Origin of the sequence: Pseudomonas sp. TMW22080 (assembly GCF_022496745.1) — a bacterium.
Classification (GTDB): domain Bacteria; phylum Pseudomonadota; class Gammaproteobacteria; order Pseudomonadales; family Pseudomonadaceae; genus Aquipseudomonas; species Aquipseudomonas bubulae.
On the sequence record NZ_SCFF01000003.1, the window covers coordinates 687,874 to 704,577 of the forward strand.

At 59.4% G+C, this 16,704-nt stretch carries 16 protein-coding genes; 6 read left to right on the forward strand and 10 right to left on the reverse strand.

All coding sequences use genetic code 11. The annotated features are described in order from the left end of the window. Positions 1 to 3: 3 nt before the first annotated feature. Complete coding sequence (gene lnt, locus EQV96_RS13455; RefSeq protein WP_130871822.1) at positions 4 to 1,527, forward strand: apolipoprotein N-acyltransferase; 1,524 nt, start codon at positions 4 to 6, stop codon at positions 1,525 to 1,527. A gap of 145 nt (positions 1,528 to 1,672) precedes the next feature. Here lnt and EQV96_RS13460 read toward each other — a convergent pair whose 3' ends face one another. Beyond that, positions 1,673 to 2,434 carry a YdcF family protein gene (locus EQV96_RS13460; RefSeq protein WP_095024988.1) on the reverse strand — a complete coding sequence of 254 codons (762 nt, stop codon included), beginning with the start codon at positions 2,432 to 2,434 and terminating at the stop codon, positions 1,673 to 1,675. A 157-nt stretch (positions 2,435 to 2,591) separates the two neighbouring features. After that, on the reverse strand, positions 2,592 to 2,876 hold the full coding sequence (locus EQV96_RS13465; protein WP_094999426.1) for a hypothetical protein: 285 nt from the start codon (positions 2,874 to 2,876) through the stop codon (positions 2,592 to 2,594). A 235-nt stretch (positions 2,877 to 3,111) separates the two neighbouring features. On the opposite strand from EQV96_RS13465, the gene leuS reads away from it, so the two are divergent. From leuS to EQV96_RS13490, 5 genes are all read left to right on the forward strand, one after another. Further along, the gene (gene leuS / locus EQV96_RS13470) at positions 3,112 to 5,718 is read left to right on the forward strand and encodes a leucine--tRNA ligase (protein ID WP_095039136.1); all 2,607 of its coding nucleotides are present in this window, start codon (positions 3,112 to 3,114) and stop codon (positions 5,716 to 5,718) included. Positions 5,719 to 5,807: 89 nt separating this feature from the next. Beyond that, positions 5,808 to 6,413: an LPS assembly lipoprotein LptE gene (lptE, locus tag EQV96_RS13475; RefSeq protein ID WP_094999428.1), complete on the forward strand. Its 606-nt coding sequence runs from the start codon at positions 5,808 to 5,810 to the stop codon at positions 6,411 to 6,413. A 42-nt stretch (positions 6,414 to 6,455) separates the two neighbouring features. Then, on the forward strand, positions 6,456 to 7,493 hold the full coding sequence (holA, locus tag EQV96_RS13480) for a DNA polymerase III subunit delta (RefSeq protein ID WP_094999429.1): 1,038 nt from the start codon (positions 6,456 to 6,458) through the stop codon (positions 7,491 to 7,493). 174 nt (positions 7,494 to 7,667) lie between these two features. After that, positions 7,668 to 7,817: an alternative ribosome rescue factor ArfA gene (gene arfA, locus EQV96_RS13485; protein WP_003444166.1), complete on the forward strand. Its 150-nt coding sequence runs from the start codon at positions 7,668 to 7,670 to the stop codon at positions 7,815 to 7,817. A 50-nt stretch (positions 7,818 to 7,867) separates the two neighbouring features. Further along, the gene (locus tag EQV96_RS13490) at positions 7,868 to 9,178 is read left to right on the forward strand and encodes a lytic murein transglycosylase (protein WP_094999430.1); all 1,311 of its coding nucleotides are present in this window, start codon (positions 7,868 to 7,870) and stop codon (positions 9,176 to 9,178) included. Positions 9,179 to 9,216: 38 nt separating this feature from the next. Here EQV96_RS13490 and EQV96_RS13495 read toward each other — a convergent pair whose 3' ends face one another. From EQV96_RS13495 to rodA, 8 genes are all read right to left on the reverse strand, one after another. After that, positions 9,217 to 10,167, reverse strand: coding sequence for an LD-carboxypeptidase (locus EQV96_RS13495; protein WP_240882111.1), 951 nt, complete (start codon positions 10,165 to 10,167; stop codon positions 9,217 to 9,219). Between the two features lie 4 nt (positions 10,168 to 10,171). Beyond that, the gene (lipA, locus tag EQV96_RS13500) at positions 10,172 to 11,212 is read right to left on the reverse strand and encodes a lipoyl synthase (RefSeq protein WP_094999432.1); all 1,041 of its coding nucleotides are present in this window, start codon (positions 11,210 to 11,212) and stop codon (positions 10,172 to 10,174) included. A gap of 1 nt (position 11,213) precedes the next feature. Next, positions 11,214 to 11,867, reverse strand: coding sequence for a lipoyl(octanoyl) transferase LipB (gene lipB / locus EQV96_RS13505; protein WP_240882112.1), 654 nt, complete (start codon positions 11,865 to 11,867; stop codon positions 11,214 to 11,216). Next, complete coding sequence (locus tag EQV96_RS13510) at positions 11,867 to 12,142, reverse strand: DUF493 domain-containing protein (RefSeq protein ID WP_016779266.1); 276 nt, start codon at positions 12,140 to 12,142, stop codon at positions 11,867 to 11,869. The genes lipB and EQV96_RS13510 overlap by 1 nt, the downstream gene beginning before the upstream one ends. Before the next feature lie 79 nt (positions 12,143 to 12,221). Continuing rightward, on the reverse strand, positions 12,222 to 13,379 hold the full coding sequence (locus EQV96_RS13515; RefSeq protein ID WP_094999434.1) for a D-alanyl-D-alanine carboxypeptidase family protein: 1,158 nt from the start codon (positions 13,377 to 13,379) through the stop codon (positions 12,222 to 12,224). Positions 13,380 to 13,555: 176 nt separating this feature from the next. Then, positions 13,556 to 14,545, reverse strand: coding sequence for a septal ring lytic transglycosylase RlpA family protein (locus EQV96_RS13520; RefSeq protein ID WP_094999435.1), 990 nt, complete (start codon positions 14,543 to 14,545; stop codon positions 13,556 to 13,558). After that, positions 14,545 to 15,555, reverse strand: a complete 1,011-nt coding sequence (gene mltB / locus EQV96_RS13525) for a lytic murein transglycosylase B (RefSeq protein ID WP_094999436.1) — start codon at positions 15,553 to 15,555, stop codon at positions 14,545 to 14,547. The genes EQV96_RS13520 and mltB overlap by 1 nt, the downstream gene beginning before the upstream one ends. A gap of 17 nt (positions 15,556 to 15,572) precedes the next feature. Beyond that, entirely contained in the window at positions 15,573 to 16,676 is a 1,104-nt protein-coding gene (rodA, locus tag EQV96_RS13530; protein ID WP_165484550.1) for a rod shape-determining protein RodA, read from the reverse strand. Between the last annotated feature and the right edge of the window lie 28 nt (positions 16,677 to 16,704).

A 16,704-nucleotide genomic window follows, 5' to 3' on the forward strand; every position in this document is an offset into this window, starting at 1 on the left:
GAAATGCGCTGGATAACCTCCCCCGGCTGGCCCGGTAACTTGCTGGCCGTGGTGGCCGGCGCACTGACAACCCTGGCGTTGGCCCCCTTCGATATCTGGCCATTGGCACTGGTTGCCCTGGCCCTGTTCTATCTCGGTTTGCGCGACCTGTCGCCAAAACAGGCGCTGGGCCGAGGCTGGTGTTTCGGTTTTGGCCTGTTTGGCGCGGGCACCAGCTGGATCTACTACAGCATCCACCACTTCGGCGGCGCTTCGGTGCTGCTGGCCGGTTTCCTGATGTTGTTGTTCACGGCAGCCATCGCCTGGTTCTTTGCCCTGCCCGCCTGGGTGTGGGCGCGCTGGATCCGTCGCAATGAAGCGCCGTTGGCCGATACCCTGGCATTTGCCGCGCTATGGGTTGCTCAAGAGGCGTTCCGCGGCTGGTTCCTCACCGGTTTCCCATGGCTGTATTCCGGTTACAGCCAGCTGGACGGCCCTTTGGCCGGGCTCGCACCGTTGGGCGGCATGTGGCTGGTGTCTTTCACTCTGGCCCTGACCGCTGCCCTGCTGTGCAATTTGCCACGCCTGATCAAGGCCAGACGCAAGGCTTTTGTCGCCGCAGGGGTGGTCTTGCTGATCGGCCCCTGGGCCGTCGGCCAGGCCCTCAAGCACCACGCCTGGACCAGCCCATCGGGTGACCCGCTGAGCGTGGCGGCGATCCAGGGCAATATCGAACAAAGCATGAAATGGGACCCGGCCCAGGTCAATGCACAGCTGGCCCTTTACCGTGACATGACCTTCAGTTCCAAACGTGTCGACCTGATCGTTTGGCCGGAAACCGCTGTCCCTGTCCTCAAAGAGAACGCTGAAGGCTTTTTGAGCATGATGGGCCGGTTTGCCGCCGATCGTAACTCAGCGCTGATTACCGGCGTGCCGATCCGCCAGGAAGTGCGACATGAACCGCGCTACTTCAACGGCATCACCGCTGTGGGTGAGGGCGATGGTGTTTACCTGAAACAGAAGCTGGTGCCATTTGGCGAATATGTGCCGCTGCAGGATGTACTGCGCGGCCTGATCGCATTTTTTGATCTGCCAATGTCGGACTTTGCCCGCGGCCCGGCTGACCAGGCCATGTTGCAGGCCAAGGGTTATCAAATCGCGCCATTGATTTGCTATGAAGTGGTGTATCCGGACTTCGTGGCCGGGCTTGCTGCCCAGAGCGATATCCTGCTGACCATCAGCAATGACACCTGGTTCGGCACCTCGATTGGGCCGCTGCAACACCTGCAAATGGCGCAGATGCGTGCCCTGGAAGCCGGGCGCTGGATGATTCGGGCCACCAACAATGGCGTCACGGCATTGATTAACCCGTTTGGGCAAATCACCACGCAAATTCCCCAGTTCGAGCAAGGCATCCTGTACGGCGAAGTGGTGCCCATGCACAACCTCACGCCTTACCTGCAATGGCGCTCATGGCCACTGATCATCCTGTGCAGCCTGCTGATTGGCTGGGCCCTGGTCACCAGCCGGATTGCCAAGACGGTCTAGCCTTGTGCTTCTGCGTCTTCTACCCACCCCAACCCTCTCCCGGAGGGAGAGGGAGCTGATAGGTGGTGTTGCGTAGAGCTGCTTTTGCCTTTAATCCCCTCTCCCTCCGGGAGAGGGCCAGGGTGAGGGGCTTTTGCTTAATGGGTCAGCGATAAAACAACGGATAGGCAATCTGCCCTACCGCTTCATTGATCAACAGCCCGGACTGCCAGAACGCTTTGTACTCAGGCATCCAGCCCCCCAGCGGTCGCCCATTGTCGGCACTGAAAAAACCGACCGGCGCAGGCACCACGTCAAAACCAGCCTTTTCAAAACTCCACACCGAACGCGACATATGCCAGCCGTGCGTCACCACGACCACCCGCTTGACCCCCAGCGGCAGCAGAATGTCTGCGGTCAATTTGGCGTTTTCCCACGTTGTGCGGCTTTGCTCTTCTTTCCACCGTACTTGCACGCCGAAATCATCACGCAATGAATCCGCCATCAACTGCGCCTCACTGGGCGGCGAGCCGTAGTGCAAACCGCCAGTGGTCAACACCGGCAAGCCCGAAGCCTTCGCCAGTCGGGCGGCATAGCGCTGGCGCTCCAGACCAATGCCAGTCGGCTGATCGCTGCCCCAGGCCGGATCCCCCCGCTCACGCCCCGAGCCCAGCACCACAATGGCATCGGCACGCGCGGCCAGCGTCGACCACTCGCTCTGCGCCAGCGGTGGTTCGCGCTCCAGCACACGGGCGCCCCACTCCACCATTATTGGCAAACTCATCAGCCAGAAGCCGCCCAGCCCCAGGGCAAACAACACACCCGCCACTCGCGGGCGCGAACGCCGTAGCCACCAGGCAAGCGCCAGGAGCAACAGAAAAATGCCAGGGGGTAATAGAAGCTGTTTTAAAAAGTATCGAATAGGCATCGAGCATCTCCAAAGATGCCCGAAGCCTAAGGGGGTTGATTGAGCGCATCAACAACGCAGGTGAGAAACCCAAACACAAACGTGTAATGCATCAACCCGGAGGTACAACTTTCTTGATGCGGCTTTGTTGAAGGCCGGGCTTGAATCGCCGTATGGCCTAAGCTCCCTGCACCCTGTCTTTAAGCCAGATAACCTTGGCCCTGGGGGCATCCTGCATGTTCACGCTGCCTTGCGAGCGTTTAATTGCCTCACGCCCGATCCGGTTCAAATAGAGGTTGATCAACTCCAGCTCGGCATGACTCAAGCCTCGCAATTCCAACTCGACTGGGCGTTCATCACGTAATTGGACAGCCGTCTTTGCTGAATCAAGAGCCACACTCAAACGATCAATCAGCCGCTCATACACTTGCGATGTTGCTACGCTGCGTTGCAACTCTGCCATCCGTCCACCTCATTTAAGGAAATGAATCTCCCCCACAGGAGAGCTTAGCTGCGCTTGTAAAAGCGGCGTGCTGCTGCGACCAACGGAGTGATGAGGCAATCAGGGTTTCCCTCGATAGAGCGGGGTCATGTATGCTACGGGACTTCCTGTAACCCCTGCTCCAACCTGACCGGGCAACACTGTCGCCGGTCTATGTTGAAGAGGATTAGGCCACCCTTTATCAGTACAAGTAGCCATGCACGAACAATATCAGCCCCGTGAAATAGAAGCCGCCGCCCAATCATTCTGGGACAACCAAAAGTCCTTCGAAGTCAGCGAAGATCTAGGCAAAGAGACGTTCTACTGCCTATCGATGTTCCCGTACCCAAGCGGCAAGCTACACATGGGGCACGTGCGCAACTACACCATCGGTGACGTGATCTCCCGTTACCAGCGCATGCTCGGCAAAAACGTCCTGCAACCCATGGGTTGGGACGCCTTTGGCATGCCGGCCGAAAACGCCGCGATGAAAAACAAGGTCGCGCCGGCCAAATGGACGTACGAAAACATCGCCTACATGAAAACCCAGCTGCGCAGCCTGGGTCTGGCCGTTGACTGGTCGCGCGAAATCACGACCTGCAAGCCGGATTACTACCGTTGGGAACAATGGCTGTTCACCCGCCTGTTCGAAAAAGGTGTGATCTACCGTAAAAACGGCACCGTGAACTGGGACCCGGTGGACCAGACCGTTCTGGCCAACGAGCAAGTGATCGACGGCCGTGGCTGGCGTTCGGGCGCGGTAATCGAAAAACGCGAAATCCCGATGTACTACTTCAAGATCACCGCTTACGCGGATGAGCTGCTTGAAAGCCTCGACGACATGCCGGGCTGGCCCGAGCAGGTTAAAACCATGCAGCGCAACTGGATTGGCAAATCCCGCGGCATGGAAGTGCAGTTCCCTTACAACGTCGAGTCCATCGGCGCAGCAGGCGCGCTCAAGGTTTTCACCACCCGCCCTGATACCTTGATGGGCGCGACCTATGTCGCTGTGGCTGCCGAGCACCCGCTCGCCACCCAGGCAGCGCAGGGAAACCCCGAGCTGCAAGCGTTTATCGCCCAGTGCAAAGGCGGCAGCGTGGCAGAAGCCGACATGGCAACCCAGGAAAAAATGGGCCTGCCAACCTCGTTGTTTGTCGAGCACCCGCTGACCGGCGAAAAGCTTCCTGTATGGGTCGCCAACTATGTACTGATGCATTACGGCGACGGCGCGGTGATGGCTGTACCAGCACACGACGAGCGTGATTTCGAATTCGCCACCAAGTACAACCTGCCGATCAAGCCGGTTGTGCGTACCAGTGCTGGCGACGAGTCACCGGCACCGTGGCAGGACGCTTACAACGAGCACGGCCCGCTGATCAACTCCGGCGAATTTGACGGCCTGGATTTCGACGCCGCATTCGCCGCCATCGAAGCCGCCCTGACTGCCAAAGGCCTGGGCCAGGCGCGCACCCAGTTCCGCCTGCGTGACTGGGGCATCAGCCGCCAGCGCTACTGGGGCTGCCCGATCCCGATCGTGCATTGCGATACCTGCGGTGACGTACCAGTACCTGAAGCCCAGCTGCCAGTGGTCTTGCCAGAAGATGTCGTACCCGATGGCGCCGGTTCGCCACTGGCACGCATGCCTGAATTCTACGAGTGCAGCTGCCCTAAATGTGGCGCACCGGCCAAACGCGAAACCGACACGATGGACACCTTCGTCGAGTCGTCGTGGTACTACGCACGTTACGCCTCGCCGCACTATGAAGGCGGTCTGGTCGAGAAATCGGCAGCAGACCACTGGCTACCGGTGGACCAGTACATCGGCGGTATCGAACACGCCATTTTGCACCTGCTGTACGCGCGCTTCTTCCACAAGCTGATGCGTGACGAAGGCCTGGTCAGCTCCAACGAGCCGTTCAAGAACCTGTTGACCCAGGGCATGGTAATCGCAGAGACCTACTTCCGTACGCTGGACAACGGCGGCAAGGATTACTTCAACCCGGACGACGTGGAAATCGAACGTGATGCCAAGGCCAAGATCATCGGCGCCACGCTGAAGAGTGACGGCCTGCCGGTGGAAATCGGCGGCACGCAGAAAATGTCCAAGTCGCTCAACAACGGTGTTGACCCGCAATACATGATCGAACAGTACGGCGCAGACACCTGCCGCCTGTTCATGATGTTTGCTTCGCCGCCTGACGCAAGCCTGGAATGGTCCGACTCGGGTGTTGAAGGCTCCCACCGCTTCCTCAAGCGTGTATGGCGCCTGGCCCATGCCCATGTAGGCCAAGGCCTGCCGGGCGCGCTGGATATCGCCAGCCTGAACGATGAGCAAAAAGTCATTCGCCGTGCCATCCACCAGGCTATCAAGCAAGCCAGCCAGGACGTCGGCCAGCACCACAAGTTCAACACCGCCGTCGCCCAGGTGATGACCGTGATGAACGTGCTCGAAAAAGCACCGCAAGCGACTGAACAAGACCGCGCCCTGCTGCAGGAAGGTCTCGAGACTGTAGCTCTGGTACTGGCGCCGATCACACCGCACATCAGCCATGAGCTGTGGAACCGGTTGGGGCATGCAGGTGCAATCATCGACGCTGCATGGCCAACCCTGGATGAAACCGCGCTGGTTCAAGACACCCTGCAACTGGTTATCCAGGTCAACGGCAAGCTGCGCGGGCATATTGAAATGCCAGCTGCTGCCAGCCGTGAAGAGGTTGAAGCTGCTGCCCGCACCAACGAAAACGTACTGCGCTTTACAGAAGGCCTGACGATTCGCAAAGTGATCGTGGTACCAGGCAAATTGGTCAATATCGTCGCCAGCTAACTGGAACAGGCGCCCGCGTCATGCGCGGGCGCCCAACAAGACCTTCAGGGCCGCGTGGTCGGCCCATCTGGTTTCAAGGGGAGCAACACATGATCAAACGCAACTTGCTGGTGATGGGTCTCGCAGTTCTGTTGAGCGCCTGCGGCTTTCAACTGCGCGGTACCGGCACCAACCAGCTGACGATCACCGAACTCGATGTCAGCGCGCGCAACGCCTATGGCGACACTGTGCGCCAGCTGCGTCAGGTGCTGGAAAACAGCGGCGTGAAAATCACTGCCAACGCACCATACAAACTGGTTCTGACCGACGAGAAGGAAACCCAGCGTTCTGCCAGCTACACCGGCAATTCGGGTACCGCCGAGTATCAGTTGAACAACGTAGTGAAATACGAAATTCAGGGGCCGAGCCATCTGACGCTGCTGAGCGACAAGGTTGAAGCCTACAAAGTCTACCTGCAGGATGGCAGTAACGTGGCAGGCAGCACCCAGGAAGGCGACATGATCCGTAAGGAAATGCGCCGCGACCTGATCCAGCAACTGGTTCTGCGCCTGGAGCAATTGACCCCGGCCCAGCTGGAAGTACTGCAACAGCAAGCCGAAGCGAAGGCCAAGGCTGAAGCCGATGCCATCGAAGCTGCACGCAAGGCTCAAGAGGAAACTCCTCAACAGTCGCCTCTCGAACTGCAAAACCAGTAAGGCATACGGGGCGCTCAAGCGCCCCGCTATCGTTATGGTCCTATGAAACTCGCTCCCGCCCAACTCGCCAAGCATCTGCAAGGCCCCCTTTCTCCCGTCTACATCATCAGCGGCGATGACCCGTTGTTGTGCCAGGAAACCGCCGACGCCATCCGCAGTACCGCCCGCAAGCAGGGTTTCGATGAGCGCCAGGTGTTCAGCGCCGACGCCAGCTTTGACTGGGGCACGCTGCTGCAAGCCGGTGCCAGCATGTCGCTGTTTGCCGAAAAGCGCCTGCTGGAACTGCGCCTGCCTTCGGGCAAGCCTGGCGACAAGGGTGCTGCGGCGTTGATCGAATACTGCTCGCGCCCTGCCGAAGACACCCTGCTGCTGATCAGCCTGCCCAAACTCGACGGCAGTGCGCAAAAGACCAAGTGGGGCAAGGCGCTGATTGAAGGGGCGCAAACTCAGTTCGTGCAGATCTGGCCGGTGGACGCCAACCAGTTGCCGCAATGGATTCGCCAGCGCTTGTCGCAGGCCGGGCTGTCGGCCACCCATGATGCGGTGGAACTGATAGCAGCCCGGGTCGAAGGCAATCTTCTGGCTGCTGCGCAGGAAATCGAAAAGCTCAAGTTAATGGCTGAAGACGGGCAAATCACTGTCGAAACCGTGCAAGCCGCAGTGGCTGACAGTGCGCGGTTTGATGTGTTTGGCCTGGTGGATGCGGTACTTAACGGCGAAGCTGCCCATGCTCTGCGTATGCTCGAAGGCTTGCGCGGTGAAGGCGTAGAGCCTCCTGTGATCTTGTGGGCCCTGGCGCGTGAGCTGCGGGTACTGGCCAATATTGCCCTGCAGTACAGCCAGGGCACGCCATTGGACAAGGCGTTCAGCCAGGCGCGACCACCGGTGTGGGACAAGCGCAAACCGTTGATGAGCAAAGCCTTGCAGCGTTATTCGGCGCAGCGCTGGGCACAATTGTTGTTGGACGCGCAGCGTATCGATGCCCAGATCAAGGGCCAGGCAGCAGGGTCTGCCTGGAGCAGCCTGAGTCGTCTGGTGCTGCTGATGTGCGGGCAACGCCTGAATCTGCCAGCTGAATAAACACTGCTTTCTGTGGGAGCGGGCTTGCTCGCGATACGGGCGTCGCGGCCTGACAGGCTGATAGCGTTGATGCTAACGCGAGCAAGCCCGCTCCCACCGATCACTATCCTGTGGACAATACGAAAAAACCGGCCGATGATTTGCGCTTGTTCAACTCAAGCGAGAGCACATGCCATGAGCAAGCGCCCCAACAAGGCCAAATCCATTGTTGCCCAACCCCTGTTCCGCAGCCGCCAGGAACGCCCCGCCAAAGGCAAAGGCAGCTACCGCCGCGAAGCCTTCCAGTCGAGAGACCGGGAGGCTTTTTACTTTCTGGCTGCCTGACGACGGGGATGATAAGGTCTGCTTCTGTTTTGCATTACCTGGACCTGCGCATGCTCTCACGTCATACACGCCGTTGGCCGATGCGCCAACTGATCGCTGCTTCCAGCGTCATCCTTTTAGTCGCCTGCGCAGAGAAACCGACCGCAGCCGATGCTCAAACCTTGCCTGTGGTACCTCCGGCACCTGCGGTCATCAGCAGCGCGCCAGTGCCAGGCACCGACACCCCTCTTGTTCAGCCCACTCAAAGCTTCAGCGAGTGGCAAGCCGATTTCCGCGCCCAGGCGCTTAAAGCCGGAATCAACCCGCTGGTATTCGATAACGCCTTTGCCGGCATTACGCCAGACATGAGCGTGATCAAGGCCGACCGCAGCCAGCCCGAATTCAGCCGCCCGGTCTGGGAGTACCTGGACGGTGCCCTGTCGCCTTTGCGTGTACGTAATGGCCAGCGTTTGCTGGAGCAGAATGCCGAACTGCTGGGCCGCATCGAGCAGCGTTATGGCGTTGATCGCCAGGCGCTGGTTTCGGTCTGGGGCATGGAAAGCAATTTTGGCTCGTTCCAAGGCAACAAGTCAGTCATTCGCTCCCTTGCGACCCTGGCCTATGAAGGGCGTCGCCCGGAGTTTGCTCAAAGCCAATTGATCGCTGCACTGAAGATTATTCAGGAAGGCGATATAAGCCCCGAAAAAATGCTCGGCTCGTGGGCGGGCGCAATGGGCCAGACCCAGTTTATCCCCACCACCTATGAAACCCACGCAGTGGATTTCGATGGGGATGGCCGTCGTGATATATGGAACAGCTCGGCAGATGCCCTGGCCTCGACTGCCCACTACCTGCAAAGCTCGGGCTGGAAGCAAGGCCAGCCGTGGGGCTTTGAAGTGACGCTGCCTGCCGGGTTCGACTACGCCCTGGCTGATGGCGCAATCAAAAAGAGCGTTGCCGAATGGCAAAAACTGGGAGTCAAGGTACCTGCCAGCGCCGCAGGCTCAGAGCAGTTAAGCGCTGCCCTGCTGCTCCCTGCAGGCTATCGTGGCCCGGCGTTTCTGGTACTGGATAACTTCCGCGCCATCCTGCGTTACAACAACTCATCATCCTATGCACTGGCCGTGGGCTTGTTGTCGCAACGTTTCAACGGTGGCGGGACCATTTTGGCCGACTGGCCAAAAGACGACCGACCGCTGAGCCGCTCCGAGCGCGTCGAACTGCAAATGCTGCTGAGCCAGCGCAATTATGATGCGGGTAATGCAGACGGCATTATCGGCGCCAATACCCGCAAGGCTATTCGCAGCGCGCAGCAGGCCATGGGTTGGCCAGCAGACGGCTATCCGAGCCACAAGCTGCTGGAGAGTTTGCGTAGCCGGTAAGGTTGCTACCCTCTCCCTATGGGAGAGGGTCTTCAGGTTCAGGCGCTTACAACTACATCCTGCTCAAGCACCAGCAACTGCTGATCAGCATCCAGCCTGACCTGCGCACCCATCGGCAAGGTCAGGTTCGGATCGCAATGCCCGCTGCGCCAACCGGCCAGCACCGGAATACCCAGACCGCCCAGCTCCTGGGTGAGCAACCGCTCCAGCGCCGCGACATCAACCCCGGCCACATCCCCCACCAGCACTCCGCACAACCTGTCGAGCTTGCCCGCCAGGCGCAAATGCGTCAGCAGACGGTCGACCCGGTACAACGGTTCGTTGACGTCTTCGATAAACAGGATGATGTCTTCGCTGTCCAGTTCAAACGCCGTGCCCATCACCGCGCAGATCATCGACAGATTGCCACCCAGCAAACGGCCACTGGCGCAGCCCGGGGCAATGGTCGTCAACGGCCAGGCCGCGGGATGCTCCAGCACGGGCGGCTGTTGCCCGCCGAGCATACGCAGCAATGAAGTTTCGGTAGGCGGTTGTTTGTTGCCCAGCAGATCAGCGTTCACCATTGGCCCGTGAAAGGTCACAAAGCCCGCGTAACGAGTGATCGCCAGATGCAGCGCGGTGATATCGCTATAGCCGACAAAAGGCTTGGGGTGAGAGCGTAGAAGCTCGAAATCGATACCATCAAGCAAACGCGGGCTGCCATAACCGCCACGCAGGCAGAAAATGGCATCGACGCTGTCATCGGCAAAAGCATCATGCAGGTCGCGTAAGCGCTCTGCATCAGAGCCGGCAAGATAACCATCCCTTTGCCACACCCCCGGATATACCCGCAGCTGATAGCCACGGGCATGCATCCATTGGGTCGCGAGGTTCAGATCAAGTTCGGCAGGCCCTGCCGGAGCGATCAGGCCGATCACCCCGCCAGCGGGCAACGCGGGCACCGCGCTGTGAGCCTTGAAAGACACTGGCGCGGTGAGCCGGTTGTTCATGGGATCAGGCACTCACCAGCATGGACTTGACCAGCTTGGCCTGTTCATCAGCGTGGTACGAAGAACGTACCAGCGGACCGGATGCCACGTTTTTAAAGCCCATCTTGTAGCCTTCCTCGGCAAACCACGCGAAGGTGTCCGGGTGCACGAAACGCTGGACCGGCAAGTGGTTGCGCGACGGTTGCAGGTACTGACCCAGGGTCAGCATGTCGATGTCATGTTCGCGCATGCGCTTCATCACTTCGATCACTTCCTCGTCTGTCTCGCCCAGCCCCAGCATCAGGCCCGACTTGGTCGGAATGTGCGGCATCATCTGCTTGAAGCGTTGCAGCAGGGTCAGCGACCACTGGTAATCGGAGCCCGGACGCGCAGCCTTGTACAGGCGCGGCACAGTTTCGAGGTTGTGGTTGAACACGTCTGGCGGCTCGGCTGCGGTGATTTCAAGCGCAACATCCATGCGCCCACGGTAGTCCGGAACAAGTGTTTCGAGCAGCACGCCCGGCGACAGTTTGCGGATTTCGCGAATGCAGTCGGCAAAGTGCTGGGCACCACCGTCACGCAGGTCATCGCGGTCTACCGAGGTGATCACCACGTACTTCAGGCGCAGATCAGCGATGGCAATCGCCAGGCTTTCCGGCTCATTGGTGTCCAGTGGCTTCGGTCGGCCGTGGCCCACGTCACAGAACGGGCAACGACGGGTGCAGATGTCACCCATGATCATGAAGGTCGCGGTACCGCCCGAGAAGCATTCGCCCAGGTTCGGGCAGGAGGCTTCTTCGCACACGCTGTGCAGCTTGTGCTTACGCAGCAGGGACTTGATACGGTCGACTTCCGGAGAAACCGGAATGCGCACGCGAATCCAGTCAGGCTTCTTCGGCAGTTCGGTGGTCGGAATGATCTTTACCGGGATACGCGCAACCTTCTCGGCACCGCGCAACTTGACGCCGGTCTCAACCTTGGAACGGGCCTCGCTGGCGCGGGCCGCACGTTCTGAGATATCCAGCGTTGGGATCAGGGTTTGAACAGCGTCTTGCGCAGTAGTCATATCAATCGATTCCGCCCGTCAGGGTCGTCTGCTCAGCATAGTCGAGGTGTTTGACGAGCTGCGAGCGCAGCCGGGCACCAACCTCGGCAAATTCAATCGGCCCTGCATGGTCACGCAGCTGGGTCATCGCCAGCCCCGCATAGCCACAGGGGTTAATCCGTCGAAACGGTTCCAGGTCCATGTCCACATTCAGGGCCAGACCGTGGAAGGAGCAGCCATTGCGGATCCGCAGGCCCAAAGAGGCGATTTTCGCGCCATCAACATACACGCCCGGCGCATCGGCCTTGGCTGCAGCGCTCACGCCATAGCTGGTGAGCAAGTCGATCAGGCACTGTTCCATCCGCGTGACCAGCTCACGTACGCCATAGCCCAGCCGGCGCACATCGAGCATCAGGTAGGCAACCAATTGGCCGGGGCCGTGGTAGGTCACCTGGCCACCGCGATCCGACTTCACCACCGGGATATCTCCCGGTAGCAGCAGATGCTCGGCCTTGCCTGCCTGGCCTTGGGTAAACACCGGCGGGTGCTGCACCAGCCAGACTTCGTCTTGCGTGTCCGGCACCAGCTTGCGCTCATCGGTAAAACGCTGCATCGCCAGCCAGGTGCGCTCGTAATCAAGCTGGCCCAGCTCACGAATACCCAAGACCTGCGACATCACAACACCATATGTACGAAGCCGGTGGCTCGCAATTCGCTGTTGATGTTGTAGAGCTGATCCTGATCAGTGGCCACGATATGCAGCTGGATCGTCGTGTACTTGCCGTTGGTGCTCTGGCGCTCATCGACACGATCATCGTTGACCGTCGCGTGTTTCTTGACGATATCGATGATTTTGTCCTTATTGCCCACACCCGTGTCGCTGATCACCTTAACCGGGTAATCCACGTTGGGGAATTCGATCTTTGGCGCCTTTACTTCGGTATCGCTCATGGCGTATTGGCCTCGTAAGCCCGGAACAACAAAGGTGGCCCCGCGCAGGGTAGGCGCGGGGTCACACAGGTGGGTGCAATCAGTTGAACAGCCCGTAGAAGAATAGACGGATGCTATCCCACACGCGTCGGAAAATACCACCTTCCTCGACGGGCTCAAGGGCGATCAGGTCAGCACTGTGCACAACCTTGTCGTCAAGTTTGACCTCAACCTTGCCGATCACATCACCTTTGGCGATAGGGGCCATCAGTTGCGGGTTCATGGTCATGCTTGCAGCCAGCTTTTTCAGTTGGCCTTTTGGCAGGGTCATGGTCAGGTCATCCGCCAGGCCAGCCTTGACCTGGTTGGTGGTGCCTTTCCAGACCGGAGCCTGAGCCAGCTCGGTGCCCTTCTGGTAGAAGGTCTGGGTTTCGAAGAAACGGAAACCGTAGGTCAGCAGCTTCTGGGTCTCTGCAGCACGGGCCGCTTCACTGTTGGTGCCGAACACCACGGCGATCAGGCGCATGCCATCACGTACGGCCGAAGACACCATGCAATAGCCGGCTTCGTCGGTGTGACCGGTTTTCAGACCATCAACGGTTTTGTCGCGCCACAACAACAGGTTGCGGTTAGGCTGCTTGATACCGTTCCAGAAGAACTCTTTCTGCGAGTAGATCGCGTAGTGAGTCGGGTCTTCGTGGATGATGGCGCGAGCCAGCAACGACATGTCGTGAGCCGACGAGTAGTGATCCGGGTTCGGCAGGCCGGTCGGGTTCATGAAGTGGCTGTTGGACATGCCCAGCTCACCGGCGGTCTTGTTCATCATGTCGGCAAAAGCGTCTTCGCTGCCGGCAATGTGCTCGGACAGGGCGACGCTGGCGTCGTTACCCGACTGGATGATGATGCCATGCAGCAGGTCGCTGACCGACACCTGGGTGCCGACCTTGATGAACATCCGCGAACCACCGGTGCGCCATGCGTTTTCGCTGACAGTTACCGGGTCGTTTTCGCCGATCTGGCCACGACGGATTTCCAGAGTCGCGATGTAAGCGGTCATCAGCTTGGTCAGGCTGGCTGGCGGCAGACGCTGGTCGCCGTTGTTCTCGACCAGCACGTTACCGCTGCTGGCATCCATCAGAACATAGGACTTGGCTGCAAGTTGTGGTGGCGACGGCATCATCTCGACTGCCCAGGCGGCAGGAGTGACGATCAGCGGTACTAGCAGGCACAGGCGTTTGGCAAAGGTGGTGATGTTCATCCGTCTCTCGAAGTTGTTAATGGAAACTTACCCTCGCGGGCAAAACTGTACAGGCAGTCGTTTGACTGACTGCCGCGTATTCAGTTGCAGTCCCGGCCCCTGGAAGGGCTTTTATTCTTGACCTCTGCAACTGCGTTTGGGCCCCGACTGCTCAGGGCCCAACGCTTTGTTCGGTGTTACTGATCCGACGTCACAACGCTCGGCTGGCCCAGATTGGCCAGGCGCACGCTGTTTTGTGTTTGTGCCACCTCACCCGCCGAGGCTATTGGCCCCATGCGTACACGGTGCAAGGTTTGCTGATTGCGCACAATCGAACTGATAAACACGGGGGTACTGACCATGCCACTGAGTTTGGAACGAAGCAACTCGGCAGCGTCCGGATTGGCAAAGGCACCGACCTGAAGGTAGGTACCCTGGCCCTTGGCCATTGGACTGACCGGAACCACATCGGCAGCATGCTGCTGTGCGGGCGGCGTCCATTGTTCAACCTTGCCGGTGGACACGGTCGGGGCGGTGTTCTGGGCCACTTTCGGTTCGTTGAGCATCAGCGGCGCAGGGCGACCGCGCTGAGCCCACCAGGCCTGAGGGTCAATACCTTCAACCTTGACCCGGGCCGTACCGGTTTCGGCATAGCCGAGCTTTTTGGCAGCAGCGTAGGACAAGTCGATAATACGATCCGAATAAAACGGGCCACGGTCGTTGACGCGCAGGATCACGGCCTTGCCGTTATCCAGGTTGGTCACCTTGACGTAGCTGGGCAGCGGCAAAGTCTTGTGCGCCGCGCTCATGCCGTACAGGTCATAGACCTCGCCATTGGCGGTGTTCTGGCCGTGAAACTTGGTGCCGTACCAGGACGCGGTGCCCGAGGCCACATAGGTCTTGGACTCTTGCATCGGGAAATAGGTCTTACCCAGTACCGAGTACGGCGCCGCCTTGTAAGGCCCGGTGTGCAGGGTCGGCGTGGCGTCGGGGATGCGCGAAACGTCAACATCCCACCACGGCGCACCGTCCTTGTGGGCACGGTTGATATCCAGGCCCGGCTTGGAACTGACCGCGGTCGATGTTTGCGGGGGCGTCGAGCGACTGCTCGAGCAGCTCACCAGCAGCAACGCAACAGCGGCGCAGGCGGCGAGTTTCAAAGGTGTACGGGTCGCTAGAAACGGCATTACTTGTTGCCCCGTGCTTGAACCAGCAGATCGGACAGTTGATGCACTGCCATGGCGTACATCACGCTTCGGTTATAGCGTGTGATCGCATAAAAGTTTTTCAGGCCCATCCAGTATTCAGGGCCGTCGGCGCCTTCCAGACGAAACGCCGTGACCGGCATATCGTCGCGCAACGCATCATGACTCGACCAGCCCAGCGCTCGCAACTCCCCGACGGTCTTGACCGGTTCGATCCCCTGGGTCAGGCCTTCATCGGCGCGATCACCGGTCACATCGGCGCGAATCACCACCGGCTCACCGGCTACCCAGCCATGACGTTTGAAGTAGCTGGCAACGCTACCGATGGCATCGTCCGGGTTGCTCCAGATATTGATATGGCCATCACCGTCGAAATCCACGGCATAGGCGCGAAAGCTGCTCGGCATAAACTGCGGCAAGCCCATGGCTCCGGCATAGGAACCCTTCAGGGTCAGCGGGTCAACCTGTTCTTCGCGGCTCAGCAACAGGAACTCTCGCAGTTCCTTGCGGAAAAACTCGGCGCGGGGCGGGTAATCGAAACCCAGGGTCGACAAGGCATCGATCACGCGGTAGTTACCGGTGTTGCGACCATAAAAGGTTTCGACGCCGATAATCGACACAATCACCTGGGCCGGAACGCCATACTCCTGCTCGGCGCGGGCCAGAACAGCTTCGTGCTCGCGCCAGAAATCGACACCGCGGGCGACGCGGGCGTCGGTCAAAAACATCGGGCCGTACTCTTTCCACTGCTTGACCCGTTCGGCCGGGCGCGAAATGGCATCGAGGATGCTTTGCTTGCGCTCGGCTTCGCGGAACACGCCCATCAGCTGCTCGCCGGCAAATCCGTAATCACGGGTCATTTCGCCTACGAACTCAGCCACTTGGGGCGAGCCTTCGTAGTCACCGGCCAGCGCACCCTGTGCGGTCCCGAACAGACCCAGCAGGCCTACCCACGACGCGTATCGAGCAGCCCAGCCACGCATTGCTTGCATTGAATAATTCACCTTAATCAAACTTGTGCGATCCACTTGCGATGTGTGTGGATCGACATCAAAACCCCGAACGCTGATAACAGCGTCACGAGCGAAGTGCCGCCGTAACTGATAAAGGGCAATGGCACGCCCACCACCGGCAGCAGGCCACTGACCATACCGATGTTGACGAAAACATAAACAAAAAACGTCATGGTCAGGCTGCCTGCCAGCAATTTGCCGAACAGGGTCTGGGCCTGGGCGGTGATCACCAGGCCACGACCAATCAACAACAGATAAATAAGCAGCAGCGCGCAAATGCCGACCAGACCGAACTCTTCGCCCATCACCGCGATGATGAAGTCGGTATGGCTCTCGGGCAGGAAGTCCAGGTGCGACTGGGTACCCAGTAGCCAGCCCTTGCCGAACACCCCGCCCGAACCAATCGCGGCCTTGGACTGGATAATGTTCCAGCCAGTGCCCAGCGGGTCGCTTTCAGGGTCGAGGAAGGTCAGCACGCGCTGCTTCTGATAGTCGTGCATCACGAAGATCCACATGGCCACCGCCACTGGAACCGTCGCTGCCAGTACGCTGAGGATCCAGCGCCAGCGCAGACCGCCCATGAACAATACAAATGCACCGCCTGCCAGTACCAGCAGCGCCGTACCCAGGTCGGGCTGGCGCACAATCAGGGCAAAAGGCACCCCGATAAGCATCAGGCTGACCGCCACATGCTTGAGTTGCGGCGGCAAGGTTCGCTTGGACAGGTACCAGGCGATGGTCGCAGGCATCAGGATTTTCATGAACTCGGAGGGCTGAAAGCGAATCACCCCGGGGATATTGATCCAGCGAGTGGCACCCATGGCGTTGTGGCCCATGACATCCACCACCACCAGCAACATCACCCCGATCAGATAGCCGATCGGTACCCAGCGTGCCATGAATCGCGGTTCCAGCTGGGCGATGATAAACATCGATACCAGCCCGATACCGAACGAAGTCGCCTGTTTGCTCAGCAAGTCCCAGCTTTTGCCGCTGGCCGAATACAGTACAAACAGGCTGCCAGCCGCCAGGGTCAGCAGCAGAATCAGCAGCGGGCCATCGATATGCAAACGCTGAAGCAGCGTGGCACGGCGACGCATCACGTCCTCACTGGAGAGGATGCGGTCA

Coding starts and splice junctions, on each gene's coding strand:
- EQV96_RS13510 (WP_016779266.1), bottom strand. CDS start 12,142: ATGAGCGATACCGAAGTAAAGGCGCCAAAGATCGAATTCCCCAACGTG.
- EQV96_RS13490 (WP_094999430.1), top strand. CDS start 7,868: ATGCTCTCACGTCATACACGCCGTTGGCCGATGCGCCAACTGATCGCT.
- lnt (WP_130871822.1), top strand. CDS start 4: ATGCGCTGGATAACCTCCCCCGGCTGGCCCGGTAACTTGCTGGCCGTG.
- EQV96_RS13515 (WP_094999434.1), bottom strand. CDS start 13,379: ATGAACATCACCACCTTTGCCAAACGCCTGTGCCTGCTAGTACCGCTG.
- leuS (WP_095039136.1), top strand. CDS start 3,112: ATGCACGAACAATATCAGCCCCGTGAAATAGAAGCCGCCGCCCAATCA.
- mltB (WP_094999436.1), bottom strand. CDS start 15,555: ATGCAAGCAATGCGTGGCTGGGCTGCTCGATACGCGTCGTGGGTAGGC.
- EQV96_RS13465 (WP_094999426.1), bottom strand. CDS start 2,876: ATGGCAGAGTTGCAACGCAGCGTAGCAACATCGCAAGTGTATGAGCGG.
- lptE (WP_094999428.1), top strand. CDS start 5,808: ATGATCAAACGCAACTTGCTGGTGATGGGTCTCGCAGTTCTGTTGAGC.
- rodA (WP_165484550.1), bottom strand. CDS start 16,676: ATGCGTCGCCGTGCCACGCTGCTTCAGCGTTTGCATATCGATGGCCCG.
- lipB (WP_240882112.1), bottom strand. CDS start 11,867: ATGTCGCAGGTCTTGGGTATTCGTGAGCTGGGCCAGCTTGATTACGAG.
- EQV96_RS13460 (WP_095024988.1), bottom strand. CDS start 2,434: ATGCCTATTCGATACTTTTTAAAACAGCTTCTATTACCCCCTGGCATT.
- holA (WP_094999429.1), top strand. CDS start 6,456: ATGAAACTCGCTCCCGCCCAACTCGCCAAGCATCTGCAAGGCCCCCTT.
- lipA (WP_094999432.1), bottom strand. CDS start 11,212: ATGACTACTGCGCAAGACGCTGTTCAAACCCTGATCCCAACGCTGGAT.
- arfA (WP_003444166.1), top strand. CDS start 7,668: ATGAGCAAGCGCCCCAACAAGGCCAAATCCATTGTTGCCCAACCCCTG.
- EQV96_RS13495 (WP_240882111.1), bottom strand. CDS start 10,167: ATGAACAACCGGCTCACCGCGCCAGTGTCTTTCAAGGCTCACAGCGCG.
- EQV96_RS13520 (WP_094999435.1), bottom strand. CDS start 14,545: ATGCCGTTTCTAGCGACCCGTACACCTTTGAAACTCGCCGCCTGCGCC.